Genomic DNA, 20,792 nt, shown 5'->3' with positions numbered 1-20,792 from the left:
ATCCCCCTTATTATAACCCTAGCAGCCGTTGTTAGGGTTTTTTCGTTCTCCCGCCCCAGAAAGGCAGGGATTGCAGTAAGGGATGCGCGGCCACCTGCCAACCGGACTATTCATTCTATGATTTAGGCTCCCCGTAACAATCGGGATATTTAACGACAGGCCACTTTTCTTTTCGTAAGGCATCGATCAGTTCTGAGCCAACATGAAGATTATCGGCCACAAGCTCCCGCGGTGTAAGGGCCATCCATTGATTTAAGGAAACATCAGCGAACCGGTCGCTTTTGAACATTTCCAGAAACCATAACGATTCCGTTCCGGTATTTTGAATATAATGGCCATATGCAAAAGGAACATAGCCGACATCGCCTGCCCTGTAATCGAAGGTGCGGGCAATTCCGTTTCCGGCAAATACGGTCATTCGTCCTTGTCCTGTGAGGTAGTACTGCCATTCATCGTTATTGGGATGCCAATGGAGCTCCCGCATGGCGCCGGGTTTAATCTCGACCAGGGCAGCGGCAACTGTTTTGGAGACGGGAAAATTCGAGGAGTCCACAATTCTTACACTTCCCCCCGGCGTTACTAGCGGTTTCTGAGCCAGGAGACGGTGCTTGAAGCTTTGCGGTACCGTGCCGTAAGGGGACTCGACCATTTGGCTTTCCAGGGAACCCGGAATATCGTCCTGAAAGATATAAACCTGCTCGGAAGGAATCGTGGCAAAGGCGCTTTCCGAAACGCCGAAGTTAGCGGCCAGCACATCCTTGGGAGTATGGGCAAACCAATCCGAAATCGACAACGTGTTTAAGTCAGAGAATTCTCCATCATCGAACACGAGCAAGAACTCGCATCCCGTCTCCAAGCCTTGGATGGAATGCGGAATTCCAGCAGGGAAGTACCATAGATCGCCCTCACCGACGTCTGCGATGAAGTTGCGACCGTTCTGATCCACTGCTGTAATACGTGCTTTTCCCCAAATCATATACGCCCATTCCGCCTGCTGATGCCAGTGCAGCTCTCTTACTCCTCCAGGAGTCAAGCTCATGTTCACGCCGGCGAGCGTCGTTGCAACGGGTAAGTCTCGTACGGTAATTTCGCGAGACCAGCCTCCGTGATTCAACTGCATATGAGTATCGGAGAAAGACATTTTCAGATTTGGCACCAAACCGGCGTCTGTGGCAGGCGGAACGAGCATATTCGGGTTTTCTAAGTCTCTTAGCACATCGCGCGGGCCAAAGTCCGGCCCTCCTGCGCCATCGCTCCGTAAAGGCTGAGGAACGATAAGGGGCTTGGTATAGCCCGGATAAGGCTCTTTCATGATAGCTGTCCTCCAATTCATCGAAATTCGAGTCCTCTAAATATTTCTATGGGGGAGTGCTTGGAAAATATGAAGTCGAATAACTCTAGGCTTTAATAGCTAAGAATTGAAAGTCGGGGCTGAGCGATTGAATCAAGCAGGGAATTGAGTCGACCTTCGAAAATTTCAGTCAGTGTTATTCTAAGAACGGCCTCGGAGAATAATAATCTATAAACGGCGCGCTGTTTACGAGCTCAGGCCACATGGAATGGTTTTTCGTTTGGTCAAAATACTATAATAATGAAGATAAATACTTTAATTTCCAGTATGTTATTTGTGGATTGAATTCTATAATATGGGTAATGTAAGCGCCTAACAAAGCTGTATTTTGTGGCTGGAGGTGATGCTGTTTCAGTTTCAGTCGAGGGAACCGCGCAAATGATCAGCTGAAAAAAAGAGAGGTAAACAATGTATGGTCAGGATCGAAATTGGCGGTTCGGCTGACTTTAATTGTATTTGTAGCTTCCTTGTTCTCTCCATCCTGGATCAATGATGTCGTGCCGGGGTAGCGACCGGCAGCAAGTTTTTAGACAACGTGATTGCGAATGCCGCCCGTCAATTTTGCCGTGTTACTTGAACCAGGTTATGCCTAAGAATTCGGCCAAATGGAGTTTCGCGGAAGCGACCCGTAACAGCATGAACTGAATGGCGGCGCATACGGCGAACAACTTAACCGGTAGTAATGGATTTCCTTTACTCCATACTCTGATCCGGGGAAGCCAAGAACGATTCTGGATCGGCAGCCTCTCCGCCTCCGGGCAAAGGGCAGAGGTAATCCAGTGGATTCAATCCGCCCGGACTGAGATGGAAAATTCAGATTCGTTGATATCGTGAATGAACCGCTGCTGCATGCCAAGCCGCCATTTGGATATGTTATCGGGGTATGGAGCTACGGGCCGGGATAGGAGTATCTCGTCCTTCGAGCAGGCGAGACAAGCCTTTCCTAATTCTAAATTGCTTTGTCAATGAATGAATATGGAATCTTTTGATTTTGGATTAGCACGACTCCGGGCAGTGGTTAGGAAAAGTTTGCAGTTGCGATATGGTTGACAATACAGGGATACGGGCATATAATATCCAATAAATTCAAATCTAAATGTGATGAATAGAAATAGTAGAAGTGAATTGGCCTTGCAGAGAGCCGTTGGCTGGTGGGAAACGGCAGTGTCTTTCAATTCGAACTCGTCTATGAACAGCTGCCTGACATGTAGGGCCAGCCGGAATTCCACCGTTACAGGGATAGATGGTGTTGGCCATCGAATGAGATCATTTCTCGGGAAATGAATTAGAGTGGTACCGCGGGTTAAACCTCGTCTCTATGCGTAGAGACGGGGTTTTTTTGTTGGTTAAATTCCGGGTTTAACCAACCCCGCTTCACATATATATTTTTAATATGGTCTGGGAGGTAATGTTCATGAATCGAAAAATCATCGTGCTGGATACGACTCTGCGAGACGGAGAGCAGGTTCCGGGCGCAAAACTGAACATGCAGCAAAAAATAGAAACGGCCCAGCAGCTCAAGCGCCTGAATGTTGATATTATTGAAGCCGGTTTTCCCGCGTCTTCAGAGGGGGATTTTCAGGCTGTACAGGAAATCGCCAGAAGCGTCGGAGACCAAATAACGATTACGGCGCTTGCCAGAGCGGTCAGAAGCGATATAGATGCCGTATACGAGAGCATAAAATTGGCGCAAAACCCGTTGATTCACATTGTGCTGGGTACATCGAACATTCATGTGGAGAAAAAATTCAGCCGTACTAAGGAAGCGGTGCTACAAATGGGAGTTGACGCGGTCAAATATGCCAAAACCCTGCTTCCCCACGTGCAGTATTCCACCGAGGATGCGTCTAGATCGGATTTCGAATACTTGTGGAAGACGATCGAAGCTGTCGTAAAGGCAGGCGCCACCATGATCAATGTGCCGGATACGGTGGGCTACGCTGTACCCGAGGAATTTGGCGAACTCATTCGCCGAATCAATGAACGGCTTAAAAATTTGGATGATCGAGTCATCTTAAGTGTACACTGTCATAATGATCTCGGACTGGCCACGGCCAATACCCTCAGCGCCATTAAGAATGGAGCCGAAAAAATCGAATGTACGATTAATGGGCTCGGAGAGCGCGCGGGGAATGCTTCACTAGAGGAAGTGGTAATGGCCCTTAAGGTAAGAGAGCATTACTATCAGTGCTATACTGATATCCAAACCAAGGAACTGCTTCGAACCTCCAGGCTGGTAAGCCATTTGACAGGCCTGGATGTGCAGGTGAACAAGGCCATTACGGGTGAAAATGCATTTGCACATTCCTCAGGGATTCATCAGGACGGCTTGCTGAAGGATAAGCAAGTCTATGAGATTATGTCGCCGGAGGAGGTCGGAGCGGACAGCATGGAGCTGATTCTGACGGCCCGCTCCGGCCGGCATGCCTTTAAGAGTACGGTAGAGAAGCTGGGCTTTGATACGGGGGCAGAAGCAGATTTCGAACAGCTTTTTCAGAAATTTCTTCGGCTGGCTGACGCGAAGAAGGAGGTATATGATCACGACGTCTTCTATCTGATCGCAAGTCACCGGACGATGGACAGCCGCAGCAAGCATCTCTATGAGCTCGTCTCATTCCAAGTGATTACGAATGATCTGTATCCTACGGCTATCGTGGAGCTGAAGAAAGGCACTGAATCGTTAAAAGGGAGCGCCGTTGGAGATGGTCCGATCGATGCACTATACAGTGTCATCCGGTCTCTGGCCGGTCTGGATGTTCAGCTTGAGGATTACAAGATCAGCAGCTTGTCTCGCGGCAAGGAAGCTGTCGGCCGGGTGAGCATCCGCGTTCAATATGAAGGCAAAATTTACTCGGGCCGCGCGATGGATACCGATATCATTAAAGCCAGTGCACTTGCTTTCCTGAATGGCATCAACGCAGTTCTGCTCGAACCGCAAGCTCAGTAGAAAATAACCGCAATAAACGAATGGGTGGGGGCGCAACGCCGGCTTCCACCTTGATCCTAATTTTGGTGATCTCGTCCTCATTTGGCTTTGTGTTCCTTCGGATTGCTGTTTGGCTCCCGGTCCTCTTTCATTTTGTTTTCTAAGATCATGAGGTACCACTCCATCGATTAGGAATTAACCTGTTTCAATCAACTGGTATTGGAAAGAATACTAGGATAGAATAGCATTGATTTGTTATATCGAGGCAACGTCATTAAGGAGTGTAACGTATGGGAGCAAGCAAAATTTTAGTAATTGGCAGCATTAATATGGATCTGGTGCTACGGGTCGCTTATATACCACAGGTGGGTGAGACTTTGCTTGGCAGATCTGTTGAGCGGATACCAGGGGGCAAGGGAGCTAACCAAGCGGTAACTGCTGCAAAGCTAGGGGCTAGTGTCACCATGCTCGGCAAGGTAGGAGGAGATGAATTTGGGGTCCCTCTCTTAGATAACTTGCGGGAGACAGGGGTCAATACCGCTCGCATTGAACTTATATCGGCGGCTTCTTCCGGATTGGCTGTGATTCAAGTGAATGATGAGGGGGATAACAGCATTGTGGTGCTGGCGGGTGCAAATGAGCTTGCCGATAAAGACTACATTGTGGCCAATGAGGATCTGATCGAGGAAGCGGAAATGGTTATTTTGCAGATGGAAATCCCTCATGAGGCGGTGTACCAGGCTGTTGAACTGGCAAGCAAGCATCGTAAAACCGTCATCTTAAATCCAGCGCCTGCACCAGATTTTATACCTGACGCTGTGCTCAGCAAACTGGACTATTTAATTCCCAACGAGTCCGAGCTGCACAAGCTGAGCGGCCAGCCTGTCGATTCCATAACCGCCGCAGAAGATGCGGCAAAAGTACTTCTATCCAAAGGCGTAAGAAATGTGATTGTTACCCTTGGCAGCAGCGGATCTTTGTACGTGAGTGCAAGTGGCACCGTTCATGTTCCGGCCCGTGCAGTTAAAGCGGTCGATACAACGGCGGCGGGCGACTCGTATGTTGCAGCTTTTGCAGTAGGTTTGTCAGAGGGGAAAAGCGTACAGGAAGCGATTGCCTTTGCTACAAAAGTGTCGTCCATCGTTGTAACCAAGGCAGGGGCACAGACCTCGATACCGGATCGGCGCGAGGTTGACCTTTTGACGCAGTAGGAATAGACAGAGCTCTAAACCTGGAGCAAGGATTGGGTTGCTGTCTAGTCATTGCTTAGGTTTTTGCTTGGTTACTGCTGGTTACTGCTGGTTACTGTTTGGTTGCTGCTTAGGTGATTGCTTGGTTATTGGCTGGTTGCTGTTTGGTTAATGCTTAGGTTATTGCTTGGTTACTGCACGGTTTGCCTAGTTACTGCCCAGTTACTGCTAGGTTAGGCTGCTTACTGCTGTGGTTACTGCTTGGTGAGGAGCTTTGATTATGCTTGGAAGGTTCGAACCTCCGTCAACTGCATCAACTGCATCAGCTGCAAAAGCTGCATTAATTACACAATTACACCAGTTACACCTCCATAATTGCACCTACACAATTACACTAGTTACATCGGTTGCAAATGGAGACCTAACTTTACGGACCCTGGTTCCGTTATTTTGAGAAAAAGCCAAAAAATCTGGAGCTAACGGACCGTAGTTCCGCTATTAGGCTATATTTGATGAATTTTACATTGATTTTAGGTGAATAGCGGATCCTAAGTCCGTTAGCTTTGGAAAAATGGCTTAAAAAGTGAAATAGCGGATCTCTTGTCCGTTAGCTTTTATCGGGTGATCATGCAGAACATTAAAAAACTTTTCAGCACTGCTTCGGCACTATAGCCTGCAATTAGTTCATAACCAAAGCAGAGTTTAGCACACCGCATACCACCACAATTGCACCGATTTCCCACCAATATCACATATCGAACAGGCTGCACCTCCCACAATATGCCAGGCATTGTACCCCACCACGAGAACTGCACCCCACAGATTCCGGCCTACATCACATGCTTACGCCACATATCGAACACACAGCACCAACACAACATGCCTACGCCACATATCGAACATAGAGCATCAACACAACATACCTACATTACATATCGAACAGCTGCATCATACACGACATGCCGTGCACTGTTCCCCAAAACGCCATCATGATGCACCAGGTTGATTCTACCCCGCAAAAATCGCCTCCATCCATCACACCGCACACCGCACACCAAAACAGCATAACCGACCTTACCCGTCTGCACACCGAACATTGCACCATCCACCACGTCCAATCTGTCCACCTTACACTCCGTACGTCTGGAACGCAGGTCTGCCTTCATCCCGACGCTTTACACACTTGGCGCCTTCCACTACAACCAAACATTAAACTTTGCACCATACGGTGTAATCCTGACACGAATACGCTTCTGTCAAAAACTCTCGGCTCTCCCGTCATTTTAACTCACTTAACTCACTTAACTCTCTTATCTCACTTAACTCACTTATCTCACTTAACTCGCTAATCTCACTTAACCTACATAATTTACCCTAGCATTTTCTCTCTAAGTCTATATTTTAAGCTTATAGCTTCGCCCTCGCTGATTGCCGCTGGCAATGGCCAAAATGTTCATATCAAGCATCCTTTGAAGAATCCGTCTGGCATGGCGGTCGCTGATCCGCAGATGATGGGCAAGCTCAATAGGCGTAAAAGGGCGAAGCAAACGGCGGGCAAAACGCATCGTTTCAGCTTCAAGCCAAGGCAGGTGGGACGGAACGTCTGTGGAAATAAACCTTCCGATGAAGGACAGAACAAGCTGCTGGCATTCCTCGGGCTCGTCTTGAATGGACAGGTAGGCAATCGGTAGAAAAACCCAGCCATCGAGAGCAAGCAGACAATGCCTTCGGCACAGATCTTTAAATCGCCTGACATCAAGATCCCTTGCGTGAGGACCGTAGCCTTGAATTTCAATTCCGCCCTTCGAATTTCCTGGCATATATGCCAAATCCAAATAACGATAGCCGCTATGGAAGTCGCGTACCTCCCATTCGGGATACAAGTTATTCAAGTTACCGACCGCGGGAAACCATATTGATCGTAAAAATGCTATTGTTCCGTGCCCGAGTCCCTTTTCAAGCAGTTCCCGTCGTCGGTGGTTTTTTTCCTCTGAAATCTGATTCATTAGCCATTTTTCATATTCTTCTTCAAAGCGCCGCATCGGCCCACATCCTTCCCTATATATGAATCGCCAAGCTAAGGAACGCAAAAACCGCTCCGACCCAACATGCCTTCCATTACCAGGAAGGGATGAGAGTCAAAGCGGCATGTGCTTCATGACCGTTCCATATTGAAAATAACCGTTTAAGGCAAGTATAAATTGAAACTATCCTGCTCGGCAAGTTAATATTGATTGCTAATCTTCGATACAGGCTTCAATGCATATCTTCCTTCACTACTTACCATGATTGCTTACCTAGCGTATCTCACTGCATCCCCTGTGTATCTCGTTGTGCATCCCTTAGCGTATCTCACTGCATCCCTCAGCGTATCTCGCACTGCATCCCCCGCGTATCTCGCACTGCATCCCTCGGCGTATCTCGCAGTGCATCCTTCCGCGTATCTTGCGGTGCATCTCCTACGTACCTCCCCACGTACCTCCCACGTACCTCCCACGCACCTCCCGACATACCTCCTTGATACCTTACTTCTTCCGGCGTTGGAGGCCTACCAACACTCGGCTCAAGCAACATATTTGGGTGCCCGGAACGCTGAAGCGTAAGCGATAACGGTTTTTTAGCTGGAAAGTATGCCTGTTTATTTTGTGGGAATAAATGGACGAGAAGGCGAATTACACGAGTAGGGGAGGCACCGCATGCAAATCGATTGGTCACAAACACAGATGTACAATACCATCATGTCCGTAGCAACTGGGATTGCGCTGCTGATGCTGGTTCGTTTTAGCCGGCATATCACCCGCGGAGAAAAAATCAGCCTCGAGGGCTGGTCCATTGGCTTCGCTATTCCCGGCTTCATTTTAACCTTAACGGGCGGGGCAATGACACTCACCTGGCCTCTATCGAAGGTTGGTTTTCCGTTTGATGACATTATATTCGGAGAGCCTACTTTGGCGTTCGGAGTTATGCTGCTGGGCGGATCGATCCTCATTTGGCGGAGATCAAATCTGCAGCTGAAGGCCGAGCAGGGCGGCAAGGAAGCTAAACAGCCATCTGGCTTACTGGCTTCACAGCTGATCGAGATGATCCGGCCTTTATCCTATTTCGCTGCTGCTATGGGACTAGCGCTTATATCGATAGCCATTGCCGGCGTATACTATCAGCTGTTTGCCGCGCCGCCCGAGGAGCCGATATCCGGGCGCTTCGCGGATTATCCGATGCTGGAGGCTTCCTTTATATCCGGGCTGTATGCCATTACCGGGATCGGGGCGATTCTTCTGCCCTTTTCTTTGGCTACGCGAAATCCTATGGTTACCCGAATTATGGGGTTATGCTGGAGGGTGACAGGAATACTCTTTGTTCTTTTCGGAGCGATGAACTACTTTACGCATATCGGGCTCATTATTAACACGATGTGAGCAATGTAGTTTTTAGGCGTTTGGTACTGCGACAACGGTAAAGGGCTCATCCTTAACACGATGTAAGCAATGTCGCAACGAGCTTATATCATAGGCGAATGGGTTTGAACCAAGGTATAAGAAAAAGATTACTGTCAGGCTGCAGCCGGGAAGGTTGCGGCCTTTACTTTGTTTAAGCAGGCCAGGCTTACACCCAAAATAGCGGATGATATAATAGAGATAGTCAGGAGGGATTGCATAGATGAATACTCAGTATTTTTTACAGCAGGCGATCGATTTGGCCCGCAGCAACGTAATGGAGAAGGGGGGACGCCCCTTTGGCGCTGTAATCGTCCGGAACGGTGAGATTATTGCGGCCGGCGTCAACACTGTGCTGGAAACAAAGGATCCGACCGACCATGCCGAGCTGAGGGCGATTCGGGAGGCCAGCCGGGTATTGGGAAGCGAGCTGTTGTCCGATTGCGAGATCTACGCGAGCGGGGAGCCGTGTCCTATGTGCCAAGGCGCAATTGGACGGGCTGATCTTAAAGCAGTCTACTACGCCTCCCCCAAAGAAGCTGCCATGAAGGCGAATATCGTTCCTGCGGGCAGCAATCAGAACGTTCCCTATCAATATGTAGAGATGGCGAACGGCTCTGAGCCCTTTGAATTATGGATCGAGCGAAATGGAAAACAGGATCAAGCAAAATGAAAAAATAATAGCAGCGAATCATCGCCTTTAATGGATAGCGCTTAGCTGGAGGAGCGCCTCCATCACCTCTGCCGGATGATTTTGCGGAATCATATGCGCAGCCTGCGGGAGAACCACCAATTGCGCATGCGGAATATCCCGCTGCAATCTCAAGGCTTGCTCTTTCGTACCGAAGGGATCCTGCTCTCCAGCGACGATCACAACCGGGAGGCGGATTTCAGGATAGCGATGCTGAATGCTTATGGCGGCAGGGGCGAATGCGAGAACATCCTCGCGGTTCGCCCTGAATTGTCCCGGACGGAACCAAAGCGAGAGCACAGCCTCTACGTAACCGGAGGGAGCCGCCTCGGGCGAGAAGGTCTCTGCCGTGATTCGCTTCGCCATCATCGTCCCGAGCGGACTTTGCAGCAGGGTGTAGAGGAGCAGACGGCCGAGGACCGGCGTCGTTACCAGCTTTGATATCGGGTCCCCATGCTCGGCGGGATAGCCCTCTTTATACATCATTGCGCCAAGCGTAATTACACCTTCAACTTCATCTCCATATAACAAGGCATAGGCCATAACCAGCGTTCCGCTCCAGGAGTGTCCAACGACAATCGGCTTTTGGATGCCCAGCTCCTGCAGCGCATCATGGATCAGGCGGGCCTGAGCAAGGGGACTGGCGTGTTCACGGCCAAGTCTTCCGCTATGCCCATAGCCTGGCCTATCGAAGGCCAGGGCCTGATATCCTTGTGCTGCAGCGAGATCCATCGCTTCGGTAAAATCACTGCTGCATAAGACTCCTCCATGAAGAAAAACGACCGCTTTCCCCTTGCCTTTACATAAATAGTGCAATCGAACCCCATGAACCGTGACGAACTGTCCACGAGGCGGATACTTGGATTCCGCCTGTTTGAATTTGTATATGTTGTATATCATCAAGGCAGCCAGAGCCAATAGGCCTGCTATTCCTATGATCATCCTCATGATGAATCCCCCTTCCCCATGTTAATTTTCCTCCTTACTCCGCTCCGGCCGAAGTCCATTCCACAAAAGACTCGAAATATCAGCGGAAAGGGCCTGAAGGGAGACCTGGTCCGGGGCGATCAACCACATGAGCACAGCTCCGTTGATCATCGCATGAAGCGAGACGGCTAGGCTGTGGGGATCGCGATCCTCTGTAATCAACCCCTGCTGCTGCAAGGCGGCGATGACGCCGGTGGTGCTTAAGAACAGCTTCGCGAAAGCCTCGCCCAGCTTGGCACGAACCTCAGGATTACGGCTGTTGGCCACGAATTCAAAGAGAAGCAGAGGACGTTCCCCGCCGTCAAGCTCGCAGGAGGCAAATTCCGACTCCAGGAGGCGCCGCAGCGCTTCTTCGGGATTGCCGGAAGCGGCTACCTGGTAGGCCTGCTGAGGGAGCCCTGCCATCAGCCTGGATAGACTGCGTTCGCATATAGCCAGGAATAAATCGCTTTTACCTGCAAAGTGCCAATACACAGCACCTTTGGTCAACCCGGCTTCCGCTGCAACCAGATCCAGCGCAGCTCCTTCGTAGCCATGCTGCGCAAAAACGCGGCTGGCTGCATGCAAGATCCGGGATCGCGTGTCCTCCAAAGCCGGGGTCTGCTCCCCTCCAGCAGAAGACGGCATGTGTTTCTTTAGAAAGGCTCTCATCGCTTCCTTTCCGCCAAAATGTCTCTGCACCGTTGTCCAATGAACCTTGGCTTCTCTGGCTATGTCGGCATATGTAATTTTATCGCAGGGCATACGCCGGGCCAGCTCAATCGCTGTATGAATAATGATATCGGCAGATGGACGCATTAGATCACCTCGATCGGATTGCAATTAATGTTATATTAACATACTGAGAAGTATGTTAATATTGTATTCCTCGGCTCATGCCGTTGTCAATATGTGGATGCTTATGGCATGGTGTTCCTTATGATTCTCTATGACAGGGGAATCGTTTTTTTGGGAGGATATGAAAATAAATTGTGCATTGCCCGTATATCTACTCCTTCGCTGAATTGGTAATATAGAATAAGCGAAGTGATTGGAAGCGCTATCTTCACATTCATTTTGAGGAGTGATTCGTCATAATTTCCGTGGCTATCATTGGTACAGGCTCTATTGCACATTCCCATGTGAAAGCATACTTGGCTTTCTCGGATCGCTGCAAGGTAGTTGCCCTGGTGAATCGCAATATAGAAAAAGCCATTCAGCTTAGGGACGAGTTCCAGTTGGATGGCTTGATTTTGGAGGATTATAAAGAACTGCTCCACAATCAGAAAATAGATTTGGTGTCGATATGCACGCCCCCGCAGCTGCATGCTGAAATTGCAAACGATTTTCTGCGGGCGGGAAAGCATGTGCTCGTGGAGAAGCCGATGGCCATGTCCCTTGAGGAATGCGATCAAATGCTGGAGGCTGCCGCTGCATCGGGAAGCATCCTGTCCGTAGTGGGGCAGAACCGCTTCCTTGATCCCCATTGGAAGCTGAAGCGTACGCTCGATTCCGGCCTGCTTGGGAGGATCGTGCACGCACAGGTCGATTCCTACTGGTGGCGCGGTGACAACTATTACGATTTGTGGTGGAGAGGCACATGGGAAAGCGAAGGAGGCGGCTGCACGCTGAACCATGGCGTTCATCATATGGACATGCTGCTTTGGATGATGGGCATGCCGCAAAGCGTTCAGGCCGTCATCAGCAATACCTCGCACCGCAACTCGGAAGTCGAGGACATTTCCATTGCGATTCTGGCTTATCCGGACGGCAGCCTGGCGCAAATTACGAGCTCGGTCGTACATCACGGCCAGGAGCGGCAGTTGATATTTCAGGGAGAACGGGCCCGGATTTCTGCGCCCTGGAAGGTATTCGCATCCGCCCAGCTGGAGAACGGATTCCCTGAGCGCAATAGGGAACTGGAGAGGGAAATCGAGCAGTTCGGCGATCAGATCGAACCTCTCCAGCACAGCGGCTTCGAGGGCCAAATCGACGATATATTGACGGCTATCGAGAATAACTCGGCTAAAGTGCTTATCGATGGACGGGAAGGAAGAAATGTGCTGGAGCTTATTACGGCGATCTACGAGGCAGCTATCACGAAGAAGGCCGTAAGTCTTCCGCTGCGGAAGGATAGTCCATTTTATTCGCGGAAAGGGCTCCTGGCTCATGCGCCGAGATTTCATTCCAAACGGGCATTAACCGCGTCAATTGCAAATGAATCAAGCCCCGGAGGAGGCGATGGTGATGGATCTTCCCATGAATAATGCGGTGCAGCAGCCGGTAAAATTCGGGATAATCGGCGGAGCTGGCTTCCGGGCGCAGTATTATTTGCGCATTGCCGCGGCTTTGCCAGAACGCTTTCAGGTCAGCGGCATGGTCGTCAGAGACGAATCTAATGCCAGAGAAATGGAGCTGAAGTGGGGGGCGACGACGTACCGGTCGCTGGAGCAGCTGCTGACGAATGAAAACCCCGACTTTGTCGTCGTCTCAGTCAGTGGAGCCGTGGGCATGGAGTACTTGTTCAAGCTGGCAGAAGCGGGGATTCCTGTCCTGATGGAGACACCGCCGGCGCCCGATCTGGAGGGCCTTGAGCTGCTGCACGAGCGGCTCGGCAAATCAGGGGCTCGCATTCAGGTAGCGGAGCAGTACCAATTCCATCCTATCCAGGAAGCGCGGCTGGCGCTCATTCACTCGGGAAGGCTGGGGAGGATTACGGAGACGACCGTATCCATTTCCCATCTCTACCATGGCGTCAGCTTGATCCGCAAAATGCTCGGCATTCAGTACGAAGAGGTCAAAATCAGGGCGATGCGCTTTCAATCCGACTGGGTGCAGGGACCGACACGGCAAGGACCGCCGACAGAGGATCGGCGGGTACCTTTGCATAGGGATTTGGCGTGGCTAGATTTTGGCGACAGACTGGGCATTTACGATTTTACGAGGGATCAGCATCGCTCATGGATCCGGTCAAATCACCTCTCGGTGCGGGGGGAGCGTGGAGAGATTTTCGACAGCCGTGTCTTGATCCAGCAGGCATCGACGGTTCCGCTGCAGCTGGAATTAAGGCGCGTCAACAAAGGGGAACTTGAGAACCAGGAGGGGTATTTCCTGCAAGGCATCCTCTGCGGAGAGCAGTGGCTATATGATAATCCGTTCGCCCCGGCCAGACTCTATGATGATGAAATAGCGATCGCGGGCTGCCTCCAGCGCATGGCGGACTATATCCATGGCGGTCCGGCGTTTTATAGCCTTGCCGAAGCTTCCCAGGATCACTATTTGGGGATGATGATCGAGAAGGCGATTGTAACCGGGGAGACCGTTACAGCCGATAAGCGGAGCTGGGTGGAGGAACGGACATAAGCCCATCCAACGGATAACGGATAGGCTTTGTCTATCGATAATCAGGTGGAAATCAGCCAAAATTTAGTTAAAAACGGATAAGCTAAACATAGAGAGGTTACTGCCAATGAGGATAACGATACAGCAGATATTGGATCAATTGACGGCTCCGGCACCGACTCTGGAGCATACCGTGGACCGGCTGGAGACGGGAGATCCCGCAGCTGAGGTTACCGGAATCGGCGTTACCTTCATGCCGACGCATCAAGTCATCCGGAACGCCGCCGGCTTGGGGATTAATTTGCTCATAACGCATGAAGGCGCTTATTACAGCCACCATATCCAGACGGATTTGCTGCGGGAGAACGAGGTCTACTCGCAAAAACAAGAATTGATTGAAGCATCAGGGATCGCTGTATTCCGGCTGCATGACGCCATACACAAATACAACCCGGACGGGATTACGGCTGGTCTGGTGCAGGCCATGGGCTGGGAGGATTTCGTATTAAAATTCCATCCGGCTTCGGCTGTCCTGAATCTGCCGGAGATGACCGCAGCCGAAATCGCGGAACAAGCGAAGCTTAAGCTGGATATCCCGTATGTGCGCGTCGCCGGGGATCTGTCTATGCGCTGCAGGCGCGCAGGCATTCTGGTCGGGTACCGGGGCGGCGGCGCCAATGCGATCCCTTTATTCGGCGAGGAGAATCTCGATGTGATCATCGCCGGGGAAGGGCCGGAATGGGAGACGCCCGAATATGTCAGGGACGCGGTCCAGCAGGGACGGCGGAAGGCCCTCATCATGCTCGGCCATGCGGAAAGCGAAGCGCCGGGGATGAGAGCCTTGGCCAAGCGGCTGCAAGCCTTGTTTCCGACGGTTCCGGTGCATTACCTGAAGGAGAGGCCTCTTTTCCAGATCGTTTGAAGAACGAAATAAGCTCCATTTAAAAAAAGACGAACGCAGTGAGGATGTCCCGCTGTCGTCGTCTTTTTCTAAGTAACGGAAGGGTATACGAAGATCCGCCGGTTATTGGAACAGCTTGCGGATGTCCTCTATATGCTCCATGGCTAGATCATACCCGTGCTGGCATGTGTCCCTCAGCTTGCTGATATCCTTCTCGAAGCTGTTAAGCGGCATCTTCGGACGGATAATGACCGCTTGTCCTTCTTGCTCCAATCGTTCACAATAGGCGACCGTCTCATTATACCGTTCATGCCTTGTCAGCAAAATTTCCTCCAGCCGCGGATACTTGCGCCTTAATAATCTTGCCGCCACCGCATTTTGCTTGCTAAATGTTTTTACGTAGCCTTGGGGCTGGGTCAGAATAATTAAATGCTTGTCATTGCCATCCTCCACAGCCTTGCGGATCGGAATCGGATCAGTTAATCCTCCGTCATAATATTTAGAGCCGTTCATTTCAATCGCCGGGAAGAACATGGGGATGGCGCAGGTAGCCCGGAGCATGGTCATTGGCTCATCAATTTGCAGGCCATCGACATATTCCGGCTGACCCGTCTCGGCATTGGTTACGCCGACAAGCAGCTTTCCCCTGTAGCTCCGAAACGTGTCCATATCGAAGGGAATCAGCTGGCCGGGAATTTCGCCAAAGATGAAATCGAGGCCAAACAGGCTGCGATGGCGGATATAATTCCGGTAGCCGATGTAGCGGGGATCGTTGCGGTACTGTTCGACGATATCCAAATTCCTCCGCTTCTGCCGGGATATATAGGAGAAGCCGTTGCTGATCCCTGCGGATACCCCTATGCAGTAAGGGAACATAATTTCCTCGTCCAGCAGCGCATCCATAACGCCCGCACTGAAAATTGGACGCAGGGTTCCCCCCTCCAGTATCAAGCTTGGCACTTCAACTCACCTCATCAGAACAATTGGGATCAAATTAGCTGGAATAAAGAACGCATATTTCTAGTTTAATGCGGCAGCTCTTTATTATCAAACGTAACGGAAATGATTTTGGCTGCGGGTATGAAGACAAGCCTTCCGCTGGTATCACGGATTTCGAAGTTATCGCTATGGACGGCTACCAGAGTCCCTGGAACATTCAAGCTGATTGTCTGAACGGCAAGAGGCTCACCGGTAAATTTGCTTAGCCGTTCAATCGTTTCGGAATCGGGAAATGTCGCTGCAGCGAGCAGGCTTTCCAAATGCCCGATCCGCTGCTCCAGCAGCTCTAGTGCGGCTTGAAGCATGCGCAGCTTGAGCCTGCGCCGTTTGAACCATGATCTTAGGATGCCCATTCTAAAAATCCCCCTTGCTGCCTTGATGCGAATCGTAATATATTGTATGCTCGGTAGATTCATAGAGCTTGGACAAGTGTGCCTTCCGACAGCAAAGATGCTGCGTGGAGTGAACCGGGAATGCTCAGCGTGTATTCCTGATCAAGGGTTCGGCCGGAAAATGCAGCACGCTTTTCGTTGCAGAATGCGGTATGATATATTTTAATAGTAGTTTATTAAACTAAGGAGAGAGCATGTCATGATTAAGCATATTGTGTTGTTCAAACTGAAGGATTCTTCACCGGAGAGCATTGAGAGAACGGCTGGCGTTCTTCGTAATATGGAGGGCAAGATCGAACAGCTTCGCAGCATTGAGGTCGGTATTGACGTCGTGAAGTCGCCGCGCTCTTATGATATTGCGCTGGTAACCACCTTCGATTCCCTCGAGGATCTGCAGGGCTATCAGGTACATCCTGTACACCAGAAGGTGATCGAGCATATGGCGGAAGCCAGAGAGAGTCAGGTCGCCGTAGACTTCGAATTCTAGGCCGCCGGGAAATAAGCTATTCTTAAATGAGCGAAGGAGTCTGGTGATATGGCAGATGTAATGTTTACCGTTTATACGGTGTTTTACGCCGTGGCAGGATTTGTAATTATGCTGGTCTGGTTAAAGCTGAAGGGACGCCGCAAACAAAGGCAGCAAAACGAGGACAGACATGAAGCAGCACCAGGAGCGGCGGCAATGCCATTGGACGGCGGGGAAACCGTCTCTTCAAGCCAGGCTAGCGGATCCGGCAGAACGGATATCGCTCCGTAAACCGGGTTAGGCCTAGCAGGCTGAACAGCTGGCAGCTGGCCGCTAAACAAAGGTAGTCCGCAGTATAATGAAGGAGGAGACTTTCGTGTATTACGTCAACCGGGAACAAATCGAACGCAGATTACATATGCTGCCGGAAATTGTCGAAGTCTTGCAATCATCAAATACTTTGGAGATTAAGGATTCAGGACTTCTGGAACGTTATGCTATTGAAAGAGCGCTTCATTTGGCGCTGGAAATCGTAACGGATGTTGGAAGCTATCTGATCGATGGTTTTATTATGCGGGATGCCAGCAGCTACGAGGATATCATCGATATTATGTTGGACGAGAAAGTGGTTGACGCAAGTCTGCACGCTGTCTTGATTGAATTGGTGCGTCTGCGCAAGCCGCTGGTGCAGGAATATTTTGATGTAGACCGCGGCGCGGCTTCTGCGCTCTTGGAGCAATTGAAGGACACGGAAGCGCTGACGGCTTTTGCCGAGCGTGTCCGGTCTTATTTGGACCAGGAAGGAATCGAGCTTTAATCGGCTTGCAGAATCATTATCCAAAAATGTCTTCTCCAGATTGTGTCGAAACAAGCATCTGCTGCTTATAATGAATTAACTATATAGGCATTAGCCCTGATGTACGGGCGGGCCGCATAAGGAGAGATGTATCGTGAGCAAGGGAAACAAAGAATGGATATGGGGCGCGGCAATCGGGGCGATCGTCGGTTCGGTTACAGCGCTGCTGCTTGCACCTAAGCCGGGAAAAGAGCTGCGCAAGGACATTGCCGATGGAGCCCGTCAGGTCGGAGAGAAAACAGGCGAAATCGCCAGCAAGGTAAGTGAGCAGGGTGTTCACTTGGCCGGAATCGTAAAAGAAACCGCCGGAAGTCTCATCCAGGACATTCAGGCCTGGCGCGAGGGCAAAAGCGAAGAAGGCGGCGAGAACGAAGGCAAGGGCGAGAACGAAAGCAAGGAAGTACAGATTTCCGCGATCGCCGCGGGGAATGAGACTGCGGATACGGAAGCTCCGGTTGCCGCAGCTGTAGAGCAGGCGGTTCCGGAAGGGGACAGCGAGGATAAGATCCAGTCATAGCCGGTATGATCAAGAAAGGGACCCTGCAGGGTCTTTTTTCTCAGGTTTGGGGGGACAGGCTGCCGATCCCTTTCCTTGTCACTTTCTCTTCGCATAGGGTAATATTAATTAGTACACTTTAGGATGAACGGTCATAAAGTAACGTAGAGCATCTAAACTATAAAAAAAGGAAGCGGTATGTTCGTGCAGCAAGCCATCGCAATACTAGACTCGGGAGTGGGCGGACTTACCGTAGCCAAGGAAGTCATGAGGCAGCTCCCCAGAGAGAAGATCATATATTTCGGGGATACGGCACGTACGCCGTATGGGCCGAGATCTCCGGAAGAGGTCACCTTATTTACCGAGCAAATCGTGGATTATTTGATTCAATTTGACCCCAAAATGATAGTCATCGCGTGCAACACGGCAACAGCAGCCGCACTCGAGCATATCAAGAAGAAGGTTAGCATCCCTGTTATCGGGGTCATACATCCTGGGTCGAGGGCTGCGATCAGCGCGACGAAGTCGGGGCAGGTAGGCGTTATCGGCACGATCGGCACGATCAATAGCGGAGCCTACACCTCGGCTTTGAAGGAACTGAATCCTGCGATTGACGTAGTGAGCGAAGCATGCCCGGATTTCGTTCCTCTGGTTGAGCAAGGGCAGTTCGAGACGCTCGAGGCGAAACGGGTTGTGGAGCAATCGCTCCAAGGGATGAAGCAGCATCCGATCGACTGCCTCATTCTCGGGTGCACACATTATCCGTTCCTGAAGCGCTCCATTCAGGAGGTTATGGGCCCCAAGGTGAAGCTGATCAGCTCTGCGGACGAGACTGCGCGGGAAATCAGCACGGTGCTGCACCAGAAGGGGCAGCTGGCCCGCGGCAGCGAAATTCCGATACATCAGTTTTTTTGCAGCGGAGATTCAGAAATGTTCAGTAAAATCGCGCGTCAGTGGCTGGGAGAGCAGATTGAGCTTACGCCCATCGTATGGCAGGTTTCCGCTCCTTCCTGAGCCGGAACAGAAGAACAACCTTTGCCGGGAGGACTGTTGTCTTGGCAAAGGTTGTTTTTGTACCGCCTGCTGTAATGAGCGGCGGCAATTCCCCTAGCCGGGGATTAACGCATGATTCGCAGCGCTCCCTGCTCGGCGGCAGCCGTGATGGGGGTGCGGCCCATCGGCTCGCCGTCACCAAGGGCAAGCAGAGGCTGCGGGCTGCGCACGGTAACAGAGCGTCCGCGGCGAAGCCTGACGTAAGGCAAGGAAATATGACGGCCGGTAAGTACGGTGGGAAAAAGAAGCAGAAGCTTCAGCCTGCTGCAGTTATGTACGACGCAAATGTCCAGCAGTCCGTCGCCGGGATTAGCCCCGGGGCAAATTTCCAGCCCGCCGCCGTAGCTCGCCACGTTGTTGATTGCTGTTAACCATGCTTTTGAATAATGCTCGGTGATTCCGTCGCACTCGATTGTAAGCGAGCTAGGCTTGTAAGTCAGCAGTGTATGGATAATACCGATTAAATAAGATACCCTGCCGATTCCGAGTTTGTTGCATAGCTTCTTGTACCAGCCCCGGTTCACATTGTCTGCCGTCTTGGCATCGAAGCCCACGGCCAGCGCCGTTATCGCTGCCTGATCCTGCACGGCAATGAGATCAATCTCCATCGCCCTTCCTTCCAGCATGACGTATAGCGCATCCAAAGGCTGGATCGGAATGCCGAAGCCGCGCGCGGTATCATTGCCTGAACCGGCTGGAATGACGGCTAGGGGGATCCCTGAGCCCCTCAGAACCGGCAGGAGACCGTGAATCGTTCCGTCTCCGCCTACGACGCCGACCGCGCGCCAGCGGGCGAATGCATGCAGACGCTCCTTCAGCAGGGCATTGGCCTCTTCACGGCTGCTCGCAACGATATGCTCGTAATCGATACGGCGCTCGTGAAGCACGCTGCGTATGATGCTCCAGATCCGGCTCCCGCTGCCGTTGCCGGATTGTTCATTAATTACGAACAAGTACATGGATGTCCCCCAAATCTTGATGCAGGTAATTGTACCTACTCAAGTGTAAGCAATATGGCATCAAAAGAACATCATAATTTTTAGAAGGAGGATCACGATGCAGCTGCTCGCCATGTTGACGATGCTGATCGACCATGTCGGATTGATTTTTTTTCCCGATCAGCCCCTCTGGAGAATCATTGGCCGAATCGCCTTTCCCCTCTACGCTTATGCTTTGGCGCAAGGGCATCAGCATACAGCCTCACACGGCAAGTACGTGCTCCGGCTGCTCGGCATCGCGGCATTGTCGCAGATTCCGTACCAGCTGGCTTTTGATACGAATGAACTGAATATCGTTGCCTCGTTGTGCGTGGCGGCGATTCTGCTCCGGATACTCGATGGGCTGTCGCCGGGCTGGATCTCTTATACGCTGATCGTTCTGGCCTGCGCCCTGTTTGAAATATTTCCGTTCGAATACGGGGCATACGGACTGCTTCTCATGCTTATATTCAATTATATGAAGTCCGGCCCGATGCTCGTCGGGATGCATTTATTGTTGAATCTGGCCGCGCTGTATACTTATGGCTGGGTTATCCAGTTGTTCAGCATCATTCCGACGATGATCATCGTATATGGACCTAATTTGTGGAGGAAGCTGGAGTCGTGGCGCGTCCCCCGCTGGGTCTGGAGATTGTTCTATCCGGCGCATTTGGCTCTGCTTGCCGCGGTCGTCCATTTGCTGGGCAAATAGCGGGAAGAAGGCGGAGGATGCTGCGGCCTTCGGCGTCCGA

20 protein-coding genes and 1 other annotated feature are annotated in these 20,792 nt (G+C 51.1%); of the genes, 13 read left to right on the top strand and 7 right to left on the bottom strand.

All coding sequences use genetic code 11. The features are described from left to right. Nucleotides 1-115 precede the first annotated feature (115 nt). Nucleotides 116-1,312, bottom strand: coding sequence for an oxalate decarboxylase family bicupin (locus BN2762_RS20620; RefSeq protein WP_055108747.1), 1,197 nt, complete (start codon nucleotides 1,310-1,312; stop codon nucleotides 116-118). A 1,131-nt stretch (nucleotides 1,313-2,443) separates the two neighbouring features. Beyond that, nucleotides 2,444-2,672: a binding site (T-box leader), on the top strand. A 93-nt stretch (nucleotides 2,673-2,765) separates the two neighbouring features. Here BN2762_RS20620 and BN2762_RS20615 point away from each other — a divergent pair. Both BN2762_RS20615 and rbsK read left to right on the top strand, forming a co-directional pair. Next, on the top strand, nucleotides 2,766-4,298 hold the full coding sequence (locus BN2762_RS20615) for a 2-isopropylmalate synthase (protein ID WP_055108746.1): 1,533 nt from the start codon (nucleotides 2,766-2,768) through the stop codon (nucleotides 4,296-4,298). 269 nt (nucleotides 4,299-4,567) lie between these two features. Continuing rightward, nucleotides 4,568-5,488, top strand: coding sequence for a ribokinase (rbsK, locus tag BN2762_RS20610; protein WP_055108745.1), 921 nt, complete (start codon nucleotides 4,568-4,570; stop codon nucleotides 5,486-5,488). Nucleotides 5,489-6,861: 1,373 nt separating this feature from the next. Here the strand turns inward: rbsK and BN2762_RS20605 are convergent. Beyond that, nucleotides 6,862-7,509 carry a hypothetical protein gene (locus tag BN2762_RS20605; RefSeq protein ID WP_055108744.1) on the bottom strand — a complete coding sequence of 216 codons (648 nt, stop codon included), beginning with the start codon at nucleotides 7,507-7,509 and terminating at the stop codon, nucleotides 6,862-6,864. Between the two features lie 654 nt (nucleotides 7,510-8,163). Between BN2762_RS20605 and BN2762_RS20600 the strand changes: the two genes are divergently transcribed. Further along, the gene (locus BN2762_RS20600; protein ID WP_055108743.1) at nucleotides 8,164-8,883 is read left to right on the top strand and encodes a DUF981 family protein; all 720 of its coding nucleotides are present in this window, start codon (nucleotides 8,164-8,166) and stop codon (nucleotides 8,881-8,883) included. A 241-nt stretch (nucleotides 8,884-9,124) separates the two neighbouring features. Further along, a complete protein-coding gene (locus tag BN2762_RS20595; protein ID WP_055108742.1) occupies nucleotides 9,125-9,574 on the top strand; it encodes a nucleoside deaminase in 450 nt (149 codons plus the stop codon). Nucleotides 9,575-9,601: 27 nt separating this feature from the next. Here the strand turns inward: BN2762_RS20595 and BN2762_RS20590 are convergent, their stop codons facing one another. Together BN2762_RS20590 and BN2762_RS20585 are read right to left on the bottom strand one after the other, a co-directional pair. Then, complete coding sequence (locus BN2762_RS20590; protein ID WP_083485048.1) at nucleotides 9,602-10,540, bottom strand: alpha/beta fold hydrolase; 939 nt, start codon at nucleotides 10,538-10,540, stop codon at nucleotides 9,602-9,604. A 21-nt stretch (nucleotides 10,541-10,561) separates the two neighbouring features. Next, nucleotides 10,562-11,377 (bottom strand): TetR/AcrR family transcriptional regulator, encoded by an 816-nt coding sequence (locus BN2762_RS20585; protein WP_055108741.1) that lies wholly within the window; start codon nucleotides 11,375-11,377, stop codon nucleotides 10,562-10,564. A 275-nt stretch (nucleotides 11,378-11,652) separates the two neighbouring features. Between BN2762_RS20585 and BN2762_RS20580 the strand changes: the two genes are divergently transcribed. The 3 genes from BN2762_RS20580 (at nucleotide 11,653) to BN2762_RS20570 (ending at nucleotide 14,822) form a co-directional block, all read left to right on the top strand. After that, nucleotides 11,653-12,825 (top strand): Gfo/Idh/MocA family protein, encoded by a 1,173-nt coding sequence (locus tag BN2762_RS20580; RefSeq protein ID WP_055108740.1) that lies wholly within the window; start codon nucleotides 11,653-11,655, stop codon nucleotides 12,823-12,825. Next, nucleotides 12,806-13,921 carry a Gfo/Idh/MocA family protein gene (locus tag BN2762_RS20575; protein WP_230202555.1) on the top strand — a complete coding sequence of 372 codons (1,116 nt, stop codon included), beginning with the start codon at nucleotides 12,806-12,808 and terminating at the stop codon, nucleotides 13,919-13,921. The genes BN2762_RS20580 and BN2762_RS20575 overlap by 20 nt, the downstream gene beginning before the upstream one ends. A 106-nt stretch (nucleotides 13,922-14,027) precedes the next feature. Further along, the gene (locus BN2762_RS20570; RefSeq protein WP_055108739.1) at nucleotides 14,028-14,822 is read left to right on the top strand and encodes a Nif3-like dinuclear metal center hexameric protein; all 795 of its coding nucleotides are present in this window, start codon (nucleotides 14,028-14,030) and stop codon (nucleotides 14,820-14,822) included. A 102-nt stretch (nucleotides 14,823-14,924) separates the two neighbouring features. Here the strand turns inward: BN2762_RS20570 and BN2762_RS20565 are convergent, their stop codons facing one another. Continuing rightward, nucleotides 14,925-15,761 (bottom strand): patatin-like phospholipase family protein, encoded by an 837-nt coding sequence (locus BN2762_RS20565; protein ID WP_055108738.1) that lies wholly within the window; start codon nucleotides 15,759-15,761, stop codon nucleotides 14,925-14,927. 65 nt (nucleotides 15,762-15,826) lie between these two features. Then, nucleotides 15,827-16,153: a DUF2642 domain-containing protein gene (locus BN2762_RS20560; protein WP_055108737.1), complete on the bottom strand. Its 327-nt coding sequence runs from the start codon at nucleotides 16,151-16,153 to the stop codon at nucleotides 15,827-15,829. Between the two features lie 238 nt (nucleotides 16,154-16,391). Here BN2762_RS20560 and BN2762_RS20555 point away from each other — a divergent pair, with 238 nt between their 5' ends. From BN2762_RS20555 to racE, 5 genes are all read left to right on the top strand, one after another. Further along, the gene (locus BN2762_RS20555; RefSeq protein WP_055108736.1) at nucleotides 16,392-16,679 is read left to right on the top strand and encodes a Dabb family protein; all 288 of its coding nucleotides are present in this window, start codon (nucleotides 16,392-16,394) and stop codon (nucleotides 16,677-16,679) included. Between the two features lie 48 nt (nucleotides 16,680-16,727). Further along, nucleotides 16,728-16,949 (top strand): hypothetical protein, encoded by a 222-nt coding sequence (locus BN2762_RS20550; RefSeq protein ID WP_055108735.1) that lies wholly within the window; start codon nucleotides 16,728-16,730, stop codon nucleotides 16,947-16,949. Between the two features lie 85 nt (nucleotides 16,950-17,034). Then, a complete protein-coding gene (locus tag BN2762_RS20545) occupies nucleotides 17,035-17,475 on the top strand; it encodes a DUF86 domain-containing protein (RefSeq protein WP_055108734.1) in 441 nt (146 codons plus the stop codon). A gap of 133 nt (nucleotides 17,476-17,608) precedes the next feature. Next, nucleotides 17,609-18,031: a YtxH domain-containing protein gene (locus BN2762_RS20540; protein WP_055108733.1), complete on the top strand. Its 423-nt coding sequence runs from the start codon at nucleotides 17,609-17,611 to the stop codon at nucleotides 18,029-18,031. A gap of 177 nt (nucleotides 18,032-18,208) precedes the next feature. Then, nucleotides 18,209-19,024: a glutamate racemase gene (racE, locus tag BN2762_RS20535; RefSeq protein WP_187386565.1), complete on the top strand. Its 816-nt coding sequence runs from the start codon at nucleotides 18,209-18,211 to the stop codon at nucleotides 19,022-19,024. Nucleotides 19,025-19,128: 104 nt separating this feature from the next. Here the strand turns inward: racE and BN2762_RS20530 are convergent, their stop codons facing one another. Then, the gene (locus tag BN2762_RS20530; RefSeq protein ID WP_055108732.1) at nucleotides 19,129-20,022 is read right to left on the bottom strand and encodes a diacylglycerol/lipid kinase family protein; all 894 of its coding nucleotides are present in this window, start codon (nucleotides 20,020-20,022) and stop codon (nucleotides 19,129-19,131) included. A gap of 97 nt (nucleotides 20,023-20,119) precedes the next feature. On the opposite strand from BN2762_RS20530, the gene BN2762_RS20525 reads away from it, so the two are divergent. Next, nucleotides 20,120-20,752, top strand: coding sequence for a TraX family protein (locus BN2762_RS20525; RefSeq protein WP_055108731.1), 633 nt, complete (start codon nucleotides 20,120-20,122; stop codon nucleotides 20,750-20,752). Nucleotides 20,753-20,792 lie beyond the last annotated feature (40 nt).

It is taken from the genome of Paenibacillus ihumii, from assembly GCF_001403875.1.
GTDB classification, from domain to species: Bacteria; Bacillota; Bacilli; order Paenibacillales; family Paenibacillaceae; genus Fontibacillus; species Fontibacillus ihumii.
This window is presented reverse-complemented; position numbering and strand designations above follow the sequence as displayed.

Excerpts from the sequence above, each read along its gene's own strand:
- BN2762_RS20620 (WP_055108747.1), bottom strand. The coding sequence starts at position 1,312 with ATGAAAGAGCCTTATCCGGGCTATACCAAGCCCCTTATCGTTCCTCAG.
- BN2762_RS20615 (WP_055108746.1), top strand. The coding sequence starts at position 2,766 with ATGAATCGAAAAATCATCGTGCTGGATACGACTCTGCGAGACGGAGAG.
- rbsK (WP_055108745.1), top strand. The coding sequence starts at position 4,568 with ATGGGAGCAAGCAAAATTTTAGTAATTGGCAGCATTAATATGGATCTG.
- BN2762_RS20605 (WP_055108744.1), bottom strand. The coding sequence starts at position 7,509 with ATGCGGCGCTTTGAAGAAGAATATGAAAAATGGCTAATGAATCAGATT.
- BN2762_RS20600 (WP_055108743.1), top strand. The coding sequence starts at position 8,164 with ATGCAAATCGATTGGTCACAAACACAGATGTACAATACCATCATGTCC.
- BN2762_RS20595 (WP_055108742.1), top strand. The coding sequence starts at position 9,125 with ATGAATACTCAGTATTTTTTACAGCAGGCGATCGATTTGGCCCGCAGC.
- BN2762_RS20590 (WP_083485048.1), bottom strand. The coding sequence starts at position 10,540 with ATGAGGATGATCATAGGAATAGCAGGCCTATTGGCTCTGGCTGCCTTG.
- BN2762_RS20585 (WP_055108741.1), bottom strand. The coding sequence starts at position 11,377 with ATGCGTCCATCTGCCGATATCATTATTCATACAGCGATTGAGCTGGCC.
- BN2762_RS20575 (WP_230202555.1), top strand. The coding sequence starts at position 12,806 with ATGGATCTTCCCATGAATAATGCGGTGCAGCAGCCGGTAAAATTCGGG.
- BN2762_RS20570 (WP_055108739.1), top strand. The coding sequence starts at position 14,028 with ATGAGGATAACGATACAGCAGATATTGGATCAATTGACGGCTCCGGCA.
- BN2762_RS20560 (WP_055108737.1), bottom strand. The coding sequence starts at position 16,153 with ATGGGCATCCTAAGATCATGGTTCAAACGGCGCAGGCTCAAGCTGCGC.
- BN2762_RS20555 (WP_055108736.1), top strand. The coding sequence starts at position 16,392 with ATGATTAAGCATATTGTGTTGTTCAAACTGAAGGATTCTTCACCGGAG.
- BN2762_RS20550 (WP_055108735.1), top strand. The coding sequence starts at position 16,728 with ATGGCAGATGTAATGTTTACCGTTTATACGGTGTTTTACGCCGTGGCA.
- racE (WP_187386565.1), top strand. The coding sequence starts at position 18,209 with ATGTTCGTGCAGCAAGCCATCGCAATACTAGACTCGGGAGTGGGCGGA.
- BN2762_RS20530 (WP_055108732.1), bottom strand. The coding sequence starts at position 20,022 with ATGTACTTGTTCGTAATTAATGAACAATCCGGCAACGGCAGCGGGAGC.
- BN2762_RS20525 (WP_055108731.1), top strand. The coding sequence starts at position 20,120 with ATGCAGCTGCTCGCCATGTTGACGATGCTGATCGACCATGTCGGATTG.